Here is an 18,844-nt window from a genome sequence, read left to right on the forward strand (position 1 = left end):
AATCTAAAGAGGGAGAGACCAACGACCGCCGCACGGAGTGCGGCCAATGATGAGCAATCGAACTTCTTGGACACTTCGGTCATGGACACTACGCGGTAGTGGCCGCTTCGTCAAGTCATTTTGATGCGACGCACCAGCGCGCCCGCCCCGTTCGCCTTGCGCGACGGGCATTGCCGGCCGATGGCACATATTTCGATGTCCCCCTTTTTTTCGGCCGGCGCGCCGGTTTTTACCGCGGCTCGAACACGTGATGCAGCGCCGGCGGCGCGGCGCCTTCGCGAATCCGCATCTCGAACGCCTTGCGCGCGACGCTCGTCGGCCGCACGTCCGCCACGTCCAGGTAGAACTGCGAATACCAGTCGCGCATCTGGTACAGCGGCCCGTCGCCTTCGCACAGCAGCGGGTTGTCGATCCGCGTCTTGCTGTGCCAGATGTCGACGTCCTCGTAGAACGCGCGCTGCGCTTCCTTCACGTACGCGTTCGCGATCTCCATGTTCTGCGCGTCGGTCAGCCCGGCCACCTTCTTCACGATCACGCCGTAACGCAGCTCGAAGCTGTTCATGTCGATCGGCACATGGCAGTTCAGCAGCACCGAGTGGATCGGCTGCCCGTTGCTCTGCCCCGTCATCTGCGTGATGTGCACGGCCGGCCCGAAATACGTCGACAGCGCGGTCAGGGCGTCGCCGCCGAGCTTCTCGCTGCGGCCGACCATCAGTTGCGTCGCCTTGTGATCCTCGAACAGGTTCGCGAAATAGTCGATCGGCGCGCGGTGCACGGTCGCGAAGTGCGCGACGTCCGAGATGTTGTCGACCAGCTCGCGGCAATTGGCCTGGATCACCATCTTGTCGACGACCCAGTCCGACCATTCGTCGGAGAAACACACGTCGAGACGCGGAATCGCGACTGCCTCCGGCGGCGCGTTGCCTTCCGGGTCGTTCCACACGAACAGCAGGTTGTTTTCCTCGCAGGTCGGCCACGCGCCGATGCGCGCCTTCGGCGGGATCCGCTTGCAGTACGGGATCGATGCGCACTGCCCTTCGCCGTTCCAGGCCCAGCCGTGGAACGGGCACACGAGCGTGTCGCCGTCGACCGTGCCGAGGCTCAGGTCCGCGCCCATGTGCGGGCAGTACGCGTCGACGATGTTGACCTTGCCGGTCGAATCGGCGAACGCGGCGAGCTTGCGGCCGAAGATGTTCAGCGTATGCGGCTTGCCGTCCTTGTAGTCGCGGGCGAGCCCGAGGCAGTGCCAGCCGCGCGCATAGCGCTGCACGAGCGGCTGGGCTTCGATCTTGTAGGGGCGTGCGGACATGGTGTGTCGTCTCCTGGTGGACGCGCGCGGCGGCCCGCCGCGCGCTCGGGGTGATGAGGGGCGCGCTCAGCGCACCGGATTGCCGGATTCGAGTGCGTGCGCCGGCTTAGGCGGCGGCGCGGCAGCCGGCGCCTGCCGGGGCTGCGCCGCCGGCGCGCGGCGCTCGGCACGCTCCACGCCGAGCCACGCGGCCAGCGCGGGCAGCAGGAACACCGCGCCGAACAGGTTCACGAGGAACATGAACGCGAGCAGCACGCCCATGTCGACCTGGAACTTCAGCGCGGAGAACGCCCAGGTGCCGACGCCGATGAACATCGTGACGGCCGTGAACAACGCCGCCGTGCCGCGCTGGCGCATCGCGTCGGCGAATGCGTCGGGCAGCGTCGCGCCGTGGCGGAGGTCGTGCTGCAGGCGTTCGTACAGATAGATCCCGTAGTCGACGCCGACCCCGACGCCGAGCGTGATCACCGGCAGCGTCGCGACCTTCAGCCCGATGCCGAGCCGCGCCATCACCGCGTTGCACAGGATCGATACCAGCGTGAGCGGCACGACGATGCACAACACCGCGCGCCACGAGCGGAACGTGACCGCGCAGAGCAGCGCGATCGCGCCGAAGATCGACAGCAGCATCGCGATCTCCGCGTCGCCGACGGCCTCGTTGGTCGCGGCCATCACGCCGACATTGCCGCCCGCGAGCCGGAACGCGACGTTCGGTGTCGGGTTCCCGGCCGCGAAGCGCTTGATCTCGTCGACGATGTGCGCGAGGGTCGTGCCTTCGTGGTTCTTCGTGTAGATCAGCACCTGGATCGCCTTGCAGTTCGCGGTGTTCATCCCGTTGTCGGGGTCGAACGCGCTGGAACCCTGCGTGAGCCCGTCGCTGGAGCGCGGCAACGCGGCCCAGCGCGGGTTGCCTTCGTTGAACGCGGCGATGAACACCTTGCCCTGCGACGACACGCTCGTCACCGACTGCACGCCGGCCACGCCGCGCATGGTCATCTCGAACTTCTCGATCGCGCTCATCACCGGGTAATGCAGGCACGCGTCGTCGAAACCGGTCGTCTCGACGATCACCGACAGCACGTCCACGCCGATGTTGTACTGGTGCGTGATCGCCGCGTTGTCGATGTTGTAGCGCGAGTTCGCGCGCAGTTCCGGCGCGCCGGTGCCGATGTCGCCGATCTCCAGCTTGCGCGATTCGAGCGTGCCGTACGCGAGCAGCGCGAGCGCCACCGCGAACACGCCGAGCGCCGGCGCCGGCCGCGCGAACACCGCGAAGCGCGACCACATCCGGCTGCCGCCGGCCGCCGCCATCCGCTGTGCACGCGCCAGCGTGCCGCGCTCGAGGCGCGTGTACGACAGCAGGATCGGCAGGAACACCTTGTTCGTGACGATCATCAGCAGCACGCCGAGGCACGCGGTGATGCCCAGCTCGCGCACGATGTCGATCCTGATCCGCATGATCACCATGAAGCCGAGCGCGTTGGTCAGCAGCGCGACCGTGCCCGGCACGAACAGCTTGCGAAACGCGTCGCGCGCGGCCTCCGCCGACGATGCGCCGCGCACCAGCGCCTGCTTCCACGCGTTGGTCATCTGCACCGCATGCGACACGCCGATCGAGAAGATCAGGAACGGCACGAGGATCGACATCGGGTCGATGCCGAGCCCGAGCAGCGGCAGCGCGCCGAGCAGCCAGACGACCGGCAGCAGCGCGACGGCGAGCGCCAGCACGGTGGTCTTCAGCGAGCGCGTATAGGCGAACAGCAGCGCGGCCGTGACGAGAAAGGCCAGCGCGAAGAACGCCACGACGCCCGCGATGCCGTTCTCGACGTCGCCCACCAGCTTCGCGAAGCCGATGATGTTCACGTCGATGCCCTGCTTCGCGTACTTCGCGCGGATCTCCTCGAGCTGGCGCGCGACCGCGCTGTAGTCGAGCCGCTTGCCGGTGGCCGGGTCGGTCTCGCGCAGCTCCGCGCGGATCAGCGCCGACTTCAGGTCGTTGCCGACGAGGCGGCCGATCTGCCCGGAACGCGCGACATTGCGGCGCACTTTCGCGAGATCGTCCGGGTTCGCGCTCGAAAACTGGCCCGGCACGACCACGTCGCCGCGAAAGCCGGCCTCGGTCACCTCGGTGTAGTGGACGTTCGGCGTGAACAGCGAGAACACGCGCGAGCGGTTCACGCCGGGAATGAAGAACACGTCGTCGGTCGCGTGGCGCAGCGCGTCCATGAACGCCTGGTTGTAGATGTCGCCGTCGCCCCTCCAGCGCAGGCTCACGAGGATCGTGTTCGCGCCGGGGAACGCGCCCGCATAGCGCTCGAACACCTGCATGTACGGGTGCTGCATCGGGATCATCTTGTTGAAGCCGGGATCGAGCTTCAGGCGCGTCGCGGACAGCCCGAGCGCGAGCGTTACCGCAACGCACAGCAGCATCAGCAACCGGCGCCGGCGGATGATCGTGTTGGCGCAGCGCTCGACGAACGCGGCGAGGCGCGACGCGGGAACGGCTTCAGGAGAGCGTGACAGGTCGTTCATGGAATTCTCTTGTCGATGCGATACGAACGGGAGCAGGCAGCAGGACGGCCGGGCGTCAGGACGGCGAGCCGGCGAGCGGCGCGACGCCGGCTTCGCCGCCGAGCAGCAGCGCGCCGTGGCCCATGTCGAGCACGGCCGCGAGGCTCTGCACGCCGCCGAGCTTGCGCACGTCGAAGGTCAGCCCGCCGTCGCGCGACGCGACGATCGCGCCGCCCTGGCCCACCAGCACGAGTTCACCGTCGGCGAGCTGGGTCGCGCCGAAGTACGACACCGGCACGTGGCTGTCGACATGCGTCCAGGTCGCGCCGCGATCGGTGCTGCGCACCACGTTGCCGCGCATCCCGTACGCGACCCAGTCGCCGTTCGCGAGCATCAGCGCACCGAACAGCGAGCCGGCGTACGGTGACGGCAGCTTGTCCCACGTGGCGCCGTTGCCGATCGAGCGCAGCAGCGTGCCGCTCTCGCCCGCGACCAGCAGGTTGCCGTGGCCGTCGCCGACGATCGCGTTCAGGTGGCGGTCGCCGGCCGGGGTCTTCACGGTCTGCCAGTTGATGCCGGCATCGTCCGAACGCAGCAGCTGGCCGAAGCTGCCGGCCGCGAACAGCGGGCCGTCGGCCGTGCCCCACACGGACAGCAACGGATCGGAATGCTCGTGGTCGATGTGCACTTCGCGCCAGTGCATGCCGGCGTCGTCGCTGCGGAGGATCCGGCCGTCGTGGCCGACCGCGATGCCGAGCGCCGGCGTGACGAAGCGCACCTGCGTGAGTGTCGATGCCTGGTCGGGCGTGACCGATGCCGGTCGCCAGCGGGCGCCCGCGTCATCGCTCAGCAGGATCACGCCGCGTTCGCCGACCGCGACGATGCGTGCGCCGGCCCGGGCGAGCCCGTTGATCTGCAGCCGGTCCGCGTGGATCGCCGTGACCGGGAACGCCGGCAGCGGGCGCGGCGAAAACGCGAACAGCGCGGCGCCGAGCACCAGCGCCGATATCGCGAGTCCGGGCAAAGTTCGTTTCATCGCTTGTCTCCTGTGTCTGCGTTCGACGACGGTTCGCGCCACGGCGCCCACCACCTTCGCCCGCCAGTCTCCGGGCCGTCGGTCGTTGCCGCGGCCTCGAAGGGTCCTGAATGGAGGGCCGCTTGAGCGGCGCGGCCCGCCCGCGTGCCGCTACGCGCCGACTTCGAACAGCGCGGCGGCGCCCATCCCGCCGCCGATGCACATCGTCACGACCGCGTGCCGCACGCCGCGCCGCGCGCCTTCGAGCAGCGCGTGCATCGTCATCCGCGTGCCCGACATGCCGAACGGATGGCCGAGCGCGATCGCCCCGCCATCCACGTTCAGCCGATCGTCGGGAATGCCGAGCGTGTCGCGGCAGTACAGCGCCTGGCACGCAAAGGCCTCGTTCAACTCCCACAGCCCGATGTCGCCGACGGTCATCCCGACGCGCGCCAGCAGCTTCGGAATCGCGAACACCGGGCCGATGCCCATCTCGTCCGGCTCGCAGCCGGCCACCGCGAGGCCGCGGAACGCGCCGAGCGGCGTCAGGCCGCGGCGCGCCGCTTCGCTGCGCGACATCACGACGACGGCCGCCGCGCCGTCCGACAGCTGCGACGCATTGCCGGCCGTCACGAACTCGCCCTGCTCGACGACCTTGCCGCCGCTCCACGACGGCTTCAGCCCCGCGAGCCGCTCGGCCGTCGTGTCGGCGCGCACGCCTTCGTCGCGCGCCGCGTGCACGTCCTCGTAACCGGCCGGGTTGCCTTCCTTGTCGAACAGCGCGCGCCGCACGTCGAGCGGCGCGATTTCCGCGTCGAAGCGGCCGGCCGCCTGGGCGTCGGCCGTGCGCTGGTGGCTCTGCAGCGCGAATGCATCCTGGGCGGCGCGCGAGATCCCGTAGCGGCGCGACACGATCTCGGCCGTTTCCATCATCGCCATGTACGCAGCCGGCTGATGGTCGAGCACGGCCTGAGAACGCGCGCGATATGCGTTCTTGTGCTGGTTCTGGGTGAGCGAGATCGACTCGACGCCGCCCGCGACGACGATTCGCGCGTCGCCCGCGCCGATGCTGCGCGCAGCGCTCGCGATCGACATCAGACCCGACGAGCACATGCGGTCGATGGCCATGCCCGGCACCGACGCCGGCAGCCCGGCCGCAGCAGCCGACAGGCGGCCGATGTTGTAGCCCTGCGTGCCCTGCTGCGCGGCGCAGCCGATCAGCACGTCGTCGACGTCGGCCGGCGCGACGCCGGCGCGTTCGAGTGCCGCGCGCACGACGTGGCCGCCCAGCGCCGGCGCCTCGGTGTCGTTGAACATGCCGCGAAACGCCTTGCCGATCGGCGTGCGTGCGACGGAAACGATGACTGCGTCTTCCATGTGTGTGGCGCTCCGAATCTAGAAGGTGTAACGGCTGATCGTGTCGGCCACGCAACCGGGCTTCGCTTCGCCTTCGATCTCGACGGTCACGCGAATCCATGCCTGCACGCCGCCTTCGAGCGGCTCGACGCGCAGCAGCTCGCCGACGCCGCGCACGCGCGCGCCGACCTTCACCGGCGACGGGAAACGGATCCTGTCGCAGCCGTAGTTGACGCCGAGCCGCGCGCCGTCGATCCGCACGATCTGAGGCAGGAAGGCATTGACGAGCGACAAGGTCAGGTACCCGTGCGCGATGCACGCGCCGAACGGGCCGTCCTTCGCGCGCACCGGGTCGACGTGCACCCACTGGTGGTCGCCCGTCGCATCGGCGAAGCCGTCGATGCGGCGCTGGTCGATCGCGAGCCACGCGCTCGCGCCGAGCGTCTCGCCGACGGCCGCCGCGAGTTCGCCGGGATGCGCGAACACGCGGGGCGTCGTGCGCACGGGGTCGAGGGGCGTGCTCATCATGCGTGCTGGCTGCTGACCGACAGCACTTCGCCGGTCATGTACGACGCGTAATCGCTTGCAAGGAACACCATCACGTTCGCGACCTCCCAGACTTCGGCGGCGCGCCCGAAGGCTTCGCGCGACGCCAGTTGATTCAGCAGGTCGGCCGGGGCCGACTTCTTCAGAAAATCGTGCATCGCGATGCTCGGTGCGACCGCGTTGATGCGCACGCCGTACGGCGACGCCTCGAGCGCCGCGCAGCGCGTGAGCGCCATCACGCCCGCCTTCGCGGCCGCGTAATGCGCCTGTTCCGCCTGCGCGCGCCAGCCGAGCACCGATGCGTTGTTGACGATCGCGCCGCGGCCTCGGGCCTGCATGTGCGGCAGCACCGCGCGCGTCATCCGGAACGTCCCGGTCAGGCTAATGTCGATCACGCGCGACCATTCGGCATCGTCCATATCGACGATGCGGGTCGAACCGCCGAGCCCGGCGTTGTTGATCAGCACGTCGACGCCGTCGAGCGCGTCCTGCGCTTGCGCGACGAGCGCCTGCACGTCGGCCTCCACCGCGACGTTGCACAGGCGGCCGTGGACCTGTTGCAGCCCCGTTTCGGCGCGCAGCGTCTCGACCGCCTGCTCGAGCCGCTTTTCGTGGATGTCGGAGATGAACAACGCGCGGCAGCCTTCTTCCGCGCAGCGGCGCGCGGCCGCGAAGCCGATGCCGGCGCCGGCGGCGGCCGTGATCAGCACCGATTTGCCGGCGAGCAGCTGGTGGCCCGGCACGTAGGCGGGCGCTTTCTGGATCTGGGGTTCGGTCATGCGGTTCCTCTTGCCTCCCTGGGCATGCCGAGCCCGCGCTCGGCCATGATGTTGAGCTGGATTTCGTTGGTGCCGGCGTAGATCGTGTCCGCACGGGAGAACAGGAATACGCGCTGCAGATGGGTGAGCTTTTCGTCGGCCGGATCGATCACGTTCGCGCGGGATCCAAGCGCATCCATCGCGAGCTGGCCGAGGTCGCGGTGCCAGTTCGACCAGAAATACTTGTAGATCAGCGCCTCGCGGCGCAGCGGCGCGGCGGCCCCGCCAGCGGCGTCGTCCGCCCCGGACAGCATCCGCAGCGCGTTGTAGCGCATCACGCGCAGCCCGGCCCACGCGCGGCCGATCCGCTGGCGCAGCACCGGGTCGCGGTCCGCGCCCGATTCGCGCGCGGCGTCGATCACCCATTCGAGTTCGCGGACGAACTGCATCTGCTGGCCGAGCGTCGACATCCCGCGCTCGAAGCCGAGCAGCGTCATCGCGATCCGCCAGCCGTCGCCGGGCGCGCCGACGAGGTCGCGGGCTTCCGCACGCGCGCCGTCGAAAAACACTTCGTTGAATTCCGCGCCGCCGTTGAGCTGCTTGATCGGCCGGATCTCGATGCCCGGCTGGTCGAGCGGCATCAGCAGGAACGACAGCCCCTTGTTGCCCTTCGACGCGGGATCCGTGCGCGCCAGCACGAAGATCCAGTCGGAATCGTGCGCGAGCGACGTCCAGACCTTCTGGCCGTATACGCGCCACGCGCCGTCCGCATCCTGTTCGGCGCGCGTGCGCACGTTGGCCAGGTCGGAGCCCGCGCCGGGCTCCGAATAACCTTGGCACCAGAACTGCGTGCCGGCCAGGATGCCGGGCAGGAAGCGCGCGCGCTGATCGTCGGTGCCGCACGCGACGAGCGTCGGCCCGAGCAACCCTTCGCCGATGTGCCCCATCCGCCCGGGGCCGCCCGCACGGGCGTATTCCTCGTGGAAGATCACCTGCTCGGCGACCGGGAAGCCGCGCCCGCCGGCGTCCGTCGGCCAGCCAAGGCCGGTCCAGCCGCCCTTCGCCAGTTCCTTCTCCCACGCCTTGCGCAGCTCGGGCCAGGCTTCCTCGTCGCCGGGGCCGCCGCGGTATTTCAGGCACGCGAAGTCGCCGGTCAGGTGCGATCGCACCCAGTCGGCCACTTCATGCCGCAATTGCTGTTCGCGCGTGTCGCTGTTCATTGGAGGGCTCCTGCGCGTGCTGCCGATGGACGAGATGCCGCGGCGGCGGGAGGTGCGAACGCTTCGTCGCGACGCGAGGCGCCGCCGTCGATCGCATGGGACGCGATCCATTCGAGCAGTTGCGGCGTGCTGCCGAACTGGGCACCCGACGCCTGTGCGCGCTTGAAATAGAGATGCGGGTCGTATTCCCACGTAAAGCCGACGCCGCCGTGCAACTGGATCGCTTCCTGTGCGCAGAACGCATACGCATCGTTCGCGGCGGATTTCGCGGCGGCGATATCTGCGCGCAATGCGTCGCCCGGCAGCACGCTGGCGGCTTCCGCATCCCATGCATGCGCGGCGCCGAGCACCGCCGAACGCGCCGCTTCGATCAGCACCATCATCTGGGCACAGCGGTGCTTGACGGCCTGGAACGACGCGATCGCGCGGCCGAACTGCACGCGCTGGCTCGTGTAGTCGAGCGTCAGGTCGAGGCATTGCTGTGCGCCGCCGAGTTGTTCGGCGGCCAGCGCGAGCGCCGCGAACCACGCGGTGCGTTCCAGCAACTGGGCCGCCGCGGTGCCACACGCGAGTAGCGCGTCGCGGCTCACGCGGGCTTCGTCGAGCACGATCCGCGCGATCGGCCGCGTGGCGTCGAGCGTGTCGAGCGGCGTGACGTCGAGCCCAGACGCCGTTGCGACGTCGATCGCGAACAACCCGATCGACTGCCCTTCGTTCGCGATCCGCGCGGGCACCAGCAGCAGGTCGGCGCGCGCGCCGTCGATCGCCTGTTCGATCGTGCCGGACAGCGCATAACCGCCCGCCGCTTCTTCCGCGACGATCGGCAGTTGCCACGCACCGGCCGGCAGGTCGAACGGCAGCGCCAGCGTCGCGCTGCACGCGCCTTCGGCAATCTTCCCGAGCCAGCCGTTTGCCAGCGGCGTGCCCGCGCAGACTGCGAGCGCCGTCGCCGCGAGGCAGGCGGTCGAAAAATACGGCACGCACGCGACGCGCCGGCCGAGCTGCTCCATCAGCACCGTCTGCTCGAGCGCACCGAGCCCCAGCCCGCCGGCCGCCTCGGGCAACGCAAGCGCGTTCCAGCCGAGTTCCCCCGCGAGCGCGGCCCACAGCGCATCGTCGCGGCCGGCCGACTGCGCGAGCGCGCGGCGCACGTCGGCGGACGCGCTGCGTTGCGCAAGCACGTCGGCTGCCGCATCGCGGATCATCGCCTGTTCGTCGGTGAGCGCCAGATCCATGGCTCAGCTCCCGTACACGCGCTGCGCGGGACGCGCATCGGCAAGCAACTTCGCCACCGCCGGGCCAACCTCGGCCGCTGCCCAGCGTGCGCCGCGATCGGCGCGCGGGCCGGTGCGCCAGCCTTCCGCGACCGCGATCATCCCGCCCGCGACCTCGAACACCTGGCCCGTCACATCGGCCGACAGCGCGCTGCCGAGCCACACGACCAGCGGCGCAACGTTGGCCGGATCGAAATAGTCGAAGCCGCCGTCCTCGGGCTTTTTCATCATGTCGGCGAACACGCCTTCGGTCATCGACGTGCGCGCGGCCGGCGCCAGCGCATTCACGCGCACCCCGTAGGGCTGCAACTCGGCCGCCTGCATCAGCGTGAGCGCGGCGATCCCGGCCTTCGCCGCGCCGTAGTTCGACTGGCCGATCGAGCCTTGCAGCCCGGCGCCCGAACTCGTGTTGACGATCCGCGCATCGACCGCGCGGCCGGCCTTCGCCGCATCGCGCCACACCCGCGCCAGCACGCTCGACAGGCAGAAGTGGCCGCGCAGGTGCACGCGCATCACGTCGTCCCAGTCGGTTTCGGTCATGCTCGTGAACATCTTGTCCCGGCAAATGCCCGCGTTGTTGACGAGCACGTGCACGTCGCCGAACGCTTCGCGCGCCGCGTCGACGATCCGCTGCGCGGTGTCGACGCGCGTGATGTCGTCCGCATTCGCAAGCGCGCGGCCGCCGCGTTGCGCGATTTCGTCGACGACTGCTTGCGCGGCATCGTGCCGGATGTCGTTGACGACGACCGCCGCGCCTTCGGCCGCGAACGCAAGGGCGTACTCGCGCCCGAGCCCGCCGCCCGCGCCGGTGATGATGACGGTGCGTCCGTTACAGATTCCCATGCTTGTGCCTCGTGGATCGTGAAGGTGACGCGCTCACAGGCGCTCGATGATCGTGACGTTCGCGAGGCCGCCGCCTTCGCACATCGTCTGCAGCCCGTAGCGGCCGCCCGTGCGTTCCAGTTCGTGCAGCAGCGTCGTCATCAGGCGCGCACCGGTCGCGCCGAGCGGATGGCCCAGCGCGATGCCGCCGCCGTTCGGGTTGGTCTTTTCGTGCGGGAAGCGCGTGTCGGCGAGCCAGGCCTGCGCGACCGACGCGAACGCCTCGTTCATCTCGACGACGTCGATCTGCGCCCAGTCGAGCCCGCTCTTCTTCAATGCGGCCTTCGTCGCCGGGATCGGCGCGGTCAGCATCCACAGCGGATCGTCACCGAGCACGCTCAGGTGGTGAATGCGCGCGCGCGGCGTGAGCCCGTAGCGCTTCAACGCCTGCTCCGACACGATCAGCAGCGCGGCGGCCGCATCGCAGGTCTGGCTCGCGACGGCCGCCGTCAGCGAGCCGCCCGGCGTCAGCGGTTCGAGCGTCGCCATCTTTTCAAGCGACGTGTCGGGGCGCGGCGTCTCGTCGTGCACCACGCCTTCGAGCGGCACGATTTCCCGCTTGAAATGCCCGGCCTCGATCGCCGCAACCGCGCGGCGGTGGCTTTCGAGCGCATAACGCTCCATCGCGTCGCGCGACAGGTTCCAGTGATCGGCGATCCGCTGCGCGGCGACGAATTGCGACACCGGCGCGTCGCCGAAGCGCGCACGCCAGCCGTTGCTGCCCGAGAACGGGTCGTTGAAGCCGAGCGGCGCCGCGCAGGTCATCGCGGACGAAATCGGGATCTGCGTCATCGTCTGCACGCCGCCGGCCACCACCACGTCCTGCACGCCGCTCATCACGGCCTGCGCGGCGAAGTGCACGGCCTGCTGCGACGACCCGCACTGACGGTCGACCGTCACACCGGGCACCTGCAGCGGCAGCCCGGCCGCGAGCCAGCAGGTGCGCGCGATGTTGCCCGCGAGCGGGCCGATCGTGTCGACGCAGCCGAACACCACGTCGTCGTATTCGTCCGCGGGAATCGCGTTGCGCGCGACCAGCGTCTTCAGCACGAAGCCGCCGAGGTCCGCCGCATGCACGTGCGCGAGCCCGCCCTTGCGGCGGCCGGTCGGCGTGCGCAGCGCGTCGACGATATAAGCTTGTTTCATCCGTTCAACTCCTCGAGGTCGAAGGTCTGCGCGGGGCCGATCGGCAACGCATCGCCGAGGATCGCGTCGGCCACGCGCGCCTTGTGGAACGCGCTGTCGCCCCAGGTGCCCGAGAGCGCCCAGATGCGCTTCATGAAGATCTGCAGGTCGAGCTCCCACGTGTAGCCGATCGCGCCGTGCACCTGCATCGAATGACGCGCGGCAAGCTGCGCGGCCGACGTCGCCGCGAGCTTCGCGTGCGAAACGAACACCGCGCGCTGCGGGTGATCGTCGGCGATCGCCTGCGCGGCGCGTGCGACCACCGGCCGCGCGAACTCGTAGCGGATCGCGACATCGGCGAGCAGGTGCTTGAGCGCCTGGTACGAACCGATCGCCTTGCCGAACTGCTTGCGCTGCGCGCTGTAGTCGATCGCGACGTCGAGCACGCGCTGCGTGAGGCCGAGCAGCTGCGCGGCGGCCGCGAACGCGCCGTGGTCGAGCGCGCGCGCCAGCAGCGGCGCGGCTTCGTCGGCGCTCGCGATGCGCGTGGCGGCCGACGGCTCCCAGTCGAGCGTGAACAGCCGCCGCGACGGGTCGACGCTGTCGACCGCGCGCCACGCGCACTGCGCGGGATCGACACGGTGCAGCTCGCCACGGTGTTCGCAAAGGAGCGTCTGCGCGACGTGCACGTCGGCCGCGTACGGATTCACCGGATGCACGAGCGCCACGCGCGCGCGCCCTTCGGCGATGTCGCGCAGCAGCGCGTCACGCCAGCCGCTCGGCGGCAGCCGCGCGAGCACGCCGGCCGACACGAGCGCCGTGTCGAGCAGCGGCTCGGGGCTGCCGAAATAGCCGTAGGTCTGCGCGAGCAGCGCCCATTCCGCTTCGCTCAGGCCGAGGCCGCGGTGCGCCTCGGGCACCGACACGGCGGTCAGCCCCTGCGACGCAAACAGCGCCCACAGGTCGTCCGACCGACCGGTCGGCGTGGCCCAGAGCTCGCGGATCAGCTCGGGCGTCATCTCGGTCATCAGCAGGCGCTTCACGCTGTCCGCGAGCGCTTCCTGGTCTTCATCGAATACGAAATCCATACGATGTCCGTTCTGTAAGGGTGGCGCCGGCGCGCTCAGGCGCGCGGCATGCCGAGCATCCGTTCGGCGACGATGTTGCGCTGGATCTCGTTGGTGCCCGCGTAGATCGTGCCGGCCTGCGCGAACAGGAAACCGTCGAGCCAGTGGCCGAGCGCCGCGTGCTGCGCGGCCGTCTGCGGGACGACCTCGCCGTGCGCGCCGAGGATGTCGAGCGCGGTCTGGTGCATGCGCAGGTCGAGCTCCGACCAGAACACCTTGTTGGTGCTCGACTCCGCGCCGATATGGCCGCCCTTCAGCAGCCGGCTTGCGGTCGCGTAGGTCGACAGCGCATAGGCCTGCGCATCCATCCACGCCTGCACCACCCGCTCGCGCAGCGTCGGATCGCGCTCGGCGCTGTCGCGGTGGGCGAGATACAGGTCGCGCAGCAGCTGGGCGGTGCGCTGGAACCGCGCCGGCGAACGCAGCATCAGCCCGCGCTCGAACCCGGCCGTCGCCATCGCGACCTGCCAGCCCGCGCCTTCGGCCGCGAGCCGGTTCTCGACCGGCACGCGCACGTCGTCGAAGAAGATTTCCGCGAAACCCGTCTGCCCGTTGAGCTGGCGGATCGGCCGCACCGTGATGCCCGGCGCGGACAGCGGCACCATCAGGAACGTGAGCCCGTGATGACGCGACGATTCCGGGTCGCTGCGGAACAGGCCGAACAGCCAGTCGGCCCACACCGCGCGGGTCGACCAGATCTTCTGTCCGTTCAGCACGTATTCGTCGCCGATGCGGGCGGCCGTCGTGCGGATCGCGGCCATGTCCGAGCCCGCGTTCGGCTCCGACCAGCCCTGCGCCCACACGTGCTCGCCGGCCGCCATCGCGGGCAGGAAGCGCGCCTTCTGCTCCGCCGTGCCGAAATCCATCAGCGTCGGGCCGAGCAGGAAGATGCCGTTCTGGTTCACGCGCATCGGTGCGTCGGCACGCCAGTACTCTTCCTCGAAGATCAGCCACTCGATCAGGTCGCAGCCGCGCCCGCCGAGTTCGCGCGGCCACGTGACCATGCTCCAGCGGCCCGAGTGCAGCGTGCGCTCCCACTCGCGGTGCGCGGCGAAGCCTGCCTCGGTGTCGAAGCTCGGCAGCCGCTCGCGCGGCACGTGCGCGGCGAGCCATTCGCGGATCTCCGCGCGGAACGCCTGTTGCCGCGGCGTATAGGTCAGGTTCATGCGCGTGCCTCCCCGGCGGTTGCCTGCACGTCGAAACGCGCATCGCGCTTCTCGACGAACGCGGCGCGCGCCTCCGTCGAATCGTTCGTCAGGTACGCCTGCAGCGTGAAGCCCTGCTCCCAGCGGTACTTGTCCTCGAGATCGCCGTCCTCGACGCCGTTCAGCGCCTCCTTCGCGAGCCGTACCATCGCCGGACTCTTCTCCGCGATCTTGCGGGCGATCGCGAGCGCCGCGTCGCGCAGCATGTCGCGCGTCACGACCTGCTCGACCGCGCCGAGCAGGTACGCTTCGGCCGCGTCGATCAGGTCGCCGGTGAAGTACATCGCGCGCACCTTCTGCACGCCGAACAGCCGCTGCAGATGCGCGCCGCCGCCCATCGCGCCACGGTCGATCTCAGGCACGCCGAAGCGTGCGCAGTCGGCCGCGACGACGATATCCGCCGCGCCGCAGATGCCGATCCCGCCACCGAGCACGAAGCCGTGCACGGCCGCGATCACCGGCTTCGGGTTGCGGTGCACCGCGCGAAACGTCTCGTAGTTGCCTGCGTTGACCGCCACGATCCGCTCCGGGTGCGCGGCCAGTTCCTTGATGTCGACGCCCGCGCAGAAGCCGCGGCCCTCGCCGCGCACGACGATCACGCGCACGTCGTCGTCCTCGCCGAGTGCGTCGAGCGCCCGCGAGAGCGCGTGCCAGCCCTGCGCGTCGAGCGCGTTCACGGGCGGATGGGCGATTACCAGTTCGGCGATGCCGTCGGCACGATCGATCCGGAACGGCGTCGCGCCGGCCGGGGGGTTGGATGCTGTCATCTCCTCTGCCTCCCTGTGATGGTGTTCACGCGGCCTGTGCCGCCGGCGCGGCGCGCAGCGCGGCCAGTGCGTCGAGCCGCTCGCCGGCTTCCGCGACGATCCGCGCGATCAATGCGTCGCACGATTCGATCGCGCCGATCATCGCGGCCGCCTGGCCGCTCGGCAGCACGCCCTCATCCGGATGGCCGTCGACGATCGCGCGCTGGATCAGGAACGGCGCATTCGCGGCCATCAGCGTCTGGCTCGCGGTGTAGTCGTGCGAGCGCAGCGCCTTGATTGCCAGGCCGAGCATGTCGCCCGTGCTCAGGCCGTTCCGGCGCCGCCATGCTTCGGCGGTCTTCAGCGCAAACAGCGTGCGGCGCAGCGGGCCGAAACGTTCGAGCTTCAGCAGATACGGGTTGTCGATCATCCGTTGCGGCAGCCCGTCGAGTGCGTCCGACACGCGAATGCGCGCCGGGTCGCCGACCGCGACGTAGCGCTCGAGCGTCTCGCGCGGCACCGGCGATTCGGTGCTCATCAGGAAGCGCGTGCCCATCGCGATGCCGGCCGCGCCATACGCGAGCGCGGCGGCCAGCCCGCGCCCGTCGAAGAACCCGCCGGCCGCGACCACCGGCACGCGCACCGCGTCGAGCACCTTCGGCAGCAGCAGCGTGGTCGGCACCGAGCCCGTGTGGCCGCCGCCTTCCGCGCCCTGCACGGTGACGATGTCCGCGCCGAGTTCGACAGCCTTCGCCGCATGCTTCGGCGCGCCGACGGTCGGCATGCAGACGATGCCCGCATCCTTGAAGCGGCGGATCGTCTTCGCATCGGGCCCGCGGCCGTAGCTGACCGCGCGCAGCCGGTGCTTGATCGCCAGTTCGACGACCTGTTGCGCATTCTTCTGGAACATGTGGAAGTTGATGCCGAACGGCTGGCCGGTCAGCGACTTCACTTTCAGGATCTCGGCCTCGACCTGCCCGGGTTCGAGCGTCGCGCCGGCCAGGAAGCCGAAGCCACCGGCGTTGCTGGTGGCCGCGACGAGCCGCGCATCGGCCACCCAGCCCATCGCGGTCTGCACGATCGGATAGCGGCAGCCGAGCAGGTCGCACAAGGGCGTATGCAGCGTCGTGCTCATGCGGCGGCTCCGTTGACGGCGACCGGCGCGGGCGCGTGCGCGTCGCTACGGTCCGCGCCGTTCGGCTGGCGCTGCGAGCTGGCCATGCTGCGCGCGTCGTAGCCGCCGAGGCGGTCGCCGCTCACCAGCTCGTTGTGCGCATGCGCGAAGTGATGCCACGCGAACGCCGCGTCCATTGCCGCACGCTTGCCCTGCAGTTCCTCGACGTGGTTCAGCGCCTGCTTGGTCAGCGCGAGCCCGAGGCGCGGCATCGTCGCGATCCTCGCGGCGATCGCATAGGTCGCGTCGCACAGCCGCTCGCGCGGCACCACGCGGTTGACCATCCCCATCTGGTACGCGCGCTCGGCCGGCATCCGCTCGCCGAGGAACAGGAATTCCTTCGCGATGCGCGGGTTCAGCTCGTACGCATGCGCGAAATACTCGACGCCCGGAATCCCCATTCGCACGACCGGATCGGCGAAGAACGCATCCTCCGACGCGACGATCAGGTCGCACACCCACGCGAGCATCAGCCCGCCCGCTATGCACGCGCCCTGCACCATCGCGATCGTCGGCTTCGGCAGGTCGCGCCAGCGCCGGCACATCCCGAGGTACACCTCCTGCTCGCGGGCATAGAGGAATTCGCCGCCGTCCTTGTCGACGTGGTCGTACCACAGCGATGCGCGGTCGAACGACTCGTGAATGTCGCGGCCCGGCGTGCCGATGTCGTGGCCCGCCGAGAAATGCTTGCCTGCGCCAGCGAGCACGATCGCCTTCACCGCATCGTCGTGCGCCGCGCGCCGGAACGCCGCATCGAGCGCGTACGTCATCTTCGAGTTCTGCGCGTTGTGATACTCGGGACGGTTCATCGTGATCGTCGCGATGCCGCCGTCGACCGCGTAGTCGACGACACCGTCGCCGAAGCTCACCTGGGTCGCTTCCATGTCGGACCTCATCCCCGGCGCGGCGCCGGATTGTTGCGCACGATCGTCGCGCGCAGGTTGTGCGGATCGAGCGCGCGCACGATGCGCAGGTCTTCCGCGTTCGGCGGGGCCGTCGTGTCGATGTCGGGTGCGGCGATCAGCGGGAAGCCCGTCGCGTCCTGCACCTCGTCGAAGCTCACGCCCGGATGCAGCGAGCGCACGCGGATCGCGTGGTTGGGCCCGCCGAAATCCATCACGCACAGGTCGGTGACGATGCTGCGCAGGTCGACGAAGGTCTTCATCCCGGGCAGCCGGCGCGCCGGGTTGTAGCCGACCGTGCACACCATGTCGACTTCGTGTTCGACGAACGTGCGCTTGCCGTGGCCGCTCACGAAGAACGAGTTCGCATGATTCGTCGTGTTGCCGGGAAAGCCGCGTGCGCCGAGCAGCTGGGTTTTCGGGCGCGCGTAGTCGTCGCCGAGCCACGAGATGTTGGCCTGGCCGAAACGGTCGATCTGCGTCGGCATCACGAGCGCGTGGCGGCGGCCGTGCCACAGGCAGTCGAACACGCGCTCGTAGGTCATCCAGCCGCTCGCCTTCACGCGATAGCCGACGGGGCGCGGGCCGAGCGGCACCGGCTCCTCGACGAGGTACGCTTCGCCGTCGGTCAGCATCAGCCCGTTGTTGTACGCGAGCCGCGCGAGGCCGGCCGCGAGCCGCGGGCCCGTACCGATGCCGGTCGCCAGCACTTCGCCGTCGTCGCGCCAGAGTCGCGCGGACGCGACGATCATCAGTTCCGCGAGGGAATGGTCGAGAGATTCGCTCACAGGCGCTCCTTTACAGAATCGGCAACGGCAGCGTCGTCACGTGCGACAGGCCGCCGACGCCGTCGAGGTACTGGCGTTCGTCCCGGCCGACCACGTCGCGCAGGTACGCCGTCGTTTTCGCGTCGTCTTCCGCGCTGGCGCAGTACGCGCGCAGGTGCGGCAGGTCCCAGCCGTAGGCCGGCCCGCACGACGTGGGATGCGCGCCGCCCGGCGCGTGCACCACGCCCGTGACGAGCGCGCGCTCGAACGGGTTGCGCTTCGCGGCGTCGAGGTCTTCTGTCGCAATCGACGAGTCGACCCGTTCCGCCGACACGTAGCAGCGCTGCGCGGCCCGCGCCATCCACGCGTCGAAAAACGGATCGGGGCCGTCGATGCGCGTGTTGCCCATCCGGTCGGCCGCGTTCACGTGCAGCAGCGCGACGTCGAGTTCGATCGCGGGCATCGCGAGCAGCGTCTCGCCATCGCCGTACGGCGACTGCACCGTGCGCAGTTGCGGTGCGTGATCGAGCAGCGCGGTGCCGAGCCCGGCGCGGGTCGGCAGGAACGGCAGGCGCGCGGCGGCCGCGCGCAGGCCGAGCTGCAGCATCCCTTCATCGAGTTCGAGCACGTCGACGCGGCCCTGCTCGCGGGCGCGGCGGAAATGCGGCTCGAGCGGAATCACGTCGAGCGACACGAAGCCGAACACCACCTTGCGCACCTTGTCCGCCGCGCACAGCAGCCCGACATCGGCGCCGCCGTACGCGACGATCGTCAGGTCCTTCAGGTTCGAGCGCGCGATTTCGCGCACCAGCGCCATCGGCTTGCGCCGCGGCCCCCATCCGCCGATGCCGATCGTCATGCCGTCGGCGAGTTGCGCGACCACGTCGCGCGCGGACATCGTCTTGTCGAGAGATTTCATCGTCATCG

The 18,844-nt window shown here is 69.8% G+C and carries 17 protein-coding genes; all 17 read right to left on the reverse strand.

Annotated elements, in window-relative coordinates; all coding sequences use genetic code 11:
- Positions 1 to 229 precede the first annotated feature (229 nt).
- Positions 230 to 1,309 (reverse strand): Rieske 2Fe-2S domain-containing protein, encoded by a 1,080-nt coding sequence (locus HWX39_RS06215; RefSeq protein WP_175966194.1) that lies wholly within the window; start codon positions 1,307 to 1,309, stop codon positions 230 to 232.
- A gap of 66 nt (positions 1,310 to 1,375) precedes the next feature.
- Positions 1,376 to 3,841: an MMPL family transporter gene (locus HWX39_RS06220; RefSeq protein ID WP_175966196.1), complete on the reverse strand. Its 2,466-nt coding sequence runs from the start codon at positions 3,839 to 3,841 to the stop codon at positions 1,376 to 1,378.
- Between the two features lie 55 nt (positions 3,842 to 3,896).
- Entirely contained in the window at positions 3,897 to 4,856 is a 960-nt protein-coding gene (locus HWX39_RS06225; RefSeq protein WP_175966198.1) for a sialidase, read from the reverse strand.
- A gap of 150 nt (positions 4,857 to 5,006) precedes the next feature.
- Positions 5,007 to 6,212, reverse strand: a complete 1,206-nt coding sequence (locus tag HWX39_RS06230) for an acetyl-CoA C-acyltransferase (protein WP_175966200.1) — start codon at positions 6,210 to 6,212, stop codon at positions 5,007 to 5,009.
- A gap of 18 nt (positions 6,213 to 6,230) precedes the next feature.
- Positions 6,231 to 6,716, reverse strand: coding sequence for a MaoC family dehydratase (locus tag HWX39_RS06235; RefSeq protein ID WP_175967604.1), 486 nt, complete (start codon positions 6,714 to 6,716; stop codon positions 6,231 to 6,233).
- Positions 6,716 to 7,516, reverse strand: coding sequence for an SDR family oxidoreductase (locus tag HWX39_RS06240; RefSeq protein ID WP_175966202.1), 801 nt, complete (start codon positions 7,514 to 7,516; stop codon positions 6,716 to 6,718). Before HWX39_RS06240 ends, HWX39_RS06235 begins: the two co-directional genes overlap by 1 nt.
- Positions 7,513 to 8,715 (reverse strand): acyl-CoA dehydrogenase family protein, encoded by a 1,203-nt coding sequence (locus tag HWX39_RS06245; protein WP_175966204.1) that lies wholly within the window; start codon positions 8,713 to 8,715, stop codon positions 7,513 to 7,515. The genes HWX39_RS06240 and HWX39_RS06245 overlap by 4 nt, the downstream gene beginning before the upstream one ends.
- A complete protein-coding gene (locus HWX39_RS06250) occupies positions 8,712 to 9,950 on the reverse strand; it encodes an acyl-CoA dehydrogenase family protein (protein WP_175966206.1) in 1,239 nt (412 codons plus the stop codon). Before HWX39_RS06250 ends, HWX39_RS06245 begins: the two co-directional genes overlap by 4 nt.
- Positions 9,951 to 9,953: 3 nt before the next feature.
- On the reverse strand, positions 9,954 to 10,832 hold the full coding sequence (locus HWX39_RS06255; protein ID WP_175966208.1) for an SDR family oxidoreductase: 879 nt from the start codon (positions 10,830 to 10,832) through the stop codon (positions 9,954 to 9,956).
- Between the two features lie 33 nt (positions 10,833 to 10,865).
- Positions 10,866 to 12,017 carry an acetyl-CoA C-acetyltransferase gene (locus tag HWX39_RS06260; RefSeq protein WP_175966211.1) on the reverse strand — a complete coding sequence of 384 codons (1,152 nt, stop codon included), beginning with the start codon at positions 12,015 to 12,017 and terminating at the stop codon, positions 10,866 to 10,868.
- Positions 12,014 to 13,084, reverse strand: coding sequence for an acyl-CoA dehydrogenase family protein (locus tag HWX39_RS06265; RefSeq protein ID WP_175966213.1), 1,071 nt, complete (start codon positions 13,082 to 13,084; stop codon positions 12,014 to 12,016). Before HWX39_RS06265 ends, HWX39_RS06260 begins: the two co-directional genes overlap by 4 nt.
- A gap of 35 nt (positions 13,085 to 13,119) precedes the next feature.
- Positions 13,120 to 14,289, reverse strand: a complete 1,170-nt coding sequence (locus HWX39_RS06270) for an acyl-CoA dehydrogenase family protein (RefSeq protein WP_175966215.1) — start codon at positions 14,287 to 14,289, stop codon at positions 13,120 to 13,122.
- Positions 14,286 to 15,095, reverse strand: coding sequence for an enoyl-CoA hydratase family protein (locus tag HWX39_RS06275; RefSeq protein ID WP_175966217.1), 810 nt, complete (start codon positions 15,093 to 15,095; stop codon positions 14,286 to 14,288). Before HWX39_RS06275 ends, HWX39_RS06270 begins: the two co-directional genes overlap by 4 nt.
- 25 nt (positions 15,096 to 15,120) lie before the next feature.
- On the reverse strand, positions 15,121 to 16,209 hold the full coding sequence (locus HWX39_RS06280; RefSeq protein WP_175966219.1) for a nitronate monooxygenase: 1,089 nt from the start codon (positions 16,207 to 16,209) through the stop codon (positions 15,121 to 15,123).
- Positions 16,206 to 17,132, reverse strand: coding sequence for an enoyl-CoA hydratase (locus HWX39_RS06285; protein WP_175966221.1), 927 nt, complete (start codon positions 17,130 to 17,132; stop codon positions 16,206 to 16,208). Before HWX39_RS06285 ends, HWX39_RS06280 begins: the two co-directional genes overlap by 4 nt.
- A gap of 8 nt (positions 17,133 to 17,140) precedes the next feature.
- Positions 17,141 to 17,938 (reverse strand): ketoacid CoA transferase, encoded by a 798-nt coding sequence (locus HWX39_RS06290; protein WP_175966223.1) that lies wholly within the window; start codon positions 17,936 to 17,938, stop codon positions 17,141 to 17,143.
- Between the two features lie 10 nt (positions 17,939 to 17,948).
- Positions 17,949 to 18,842 carry a CoA transferase subunit A gene (locus HWX39_RS06295; RefSeq protein WP_175966225.1) on the reverse strand — a complete coding sequence of 298 codons (894 nt, stop codon included), beginning with the start codon at positions 18,840 to 18,842 and terminating at the stop codon, positions 17,949 to 17,951.
- Positions 18,843 to 18,844 lie beyond the last annotated feature (2 nt).

It is taken from the genome of Burkholderia sp. BCC0322, assembly GCF_902833045.1.
In the GTDB taxonomy this organism is placed as follows: Bacteria; Pseudomonadota; Gammaproteobacteria; order Burkholderiales; family Burkholderiaceae; genus Burkholderia.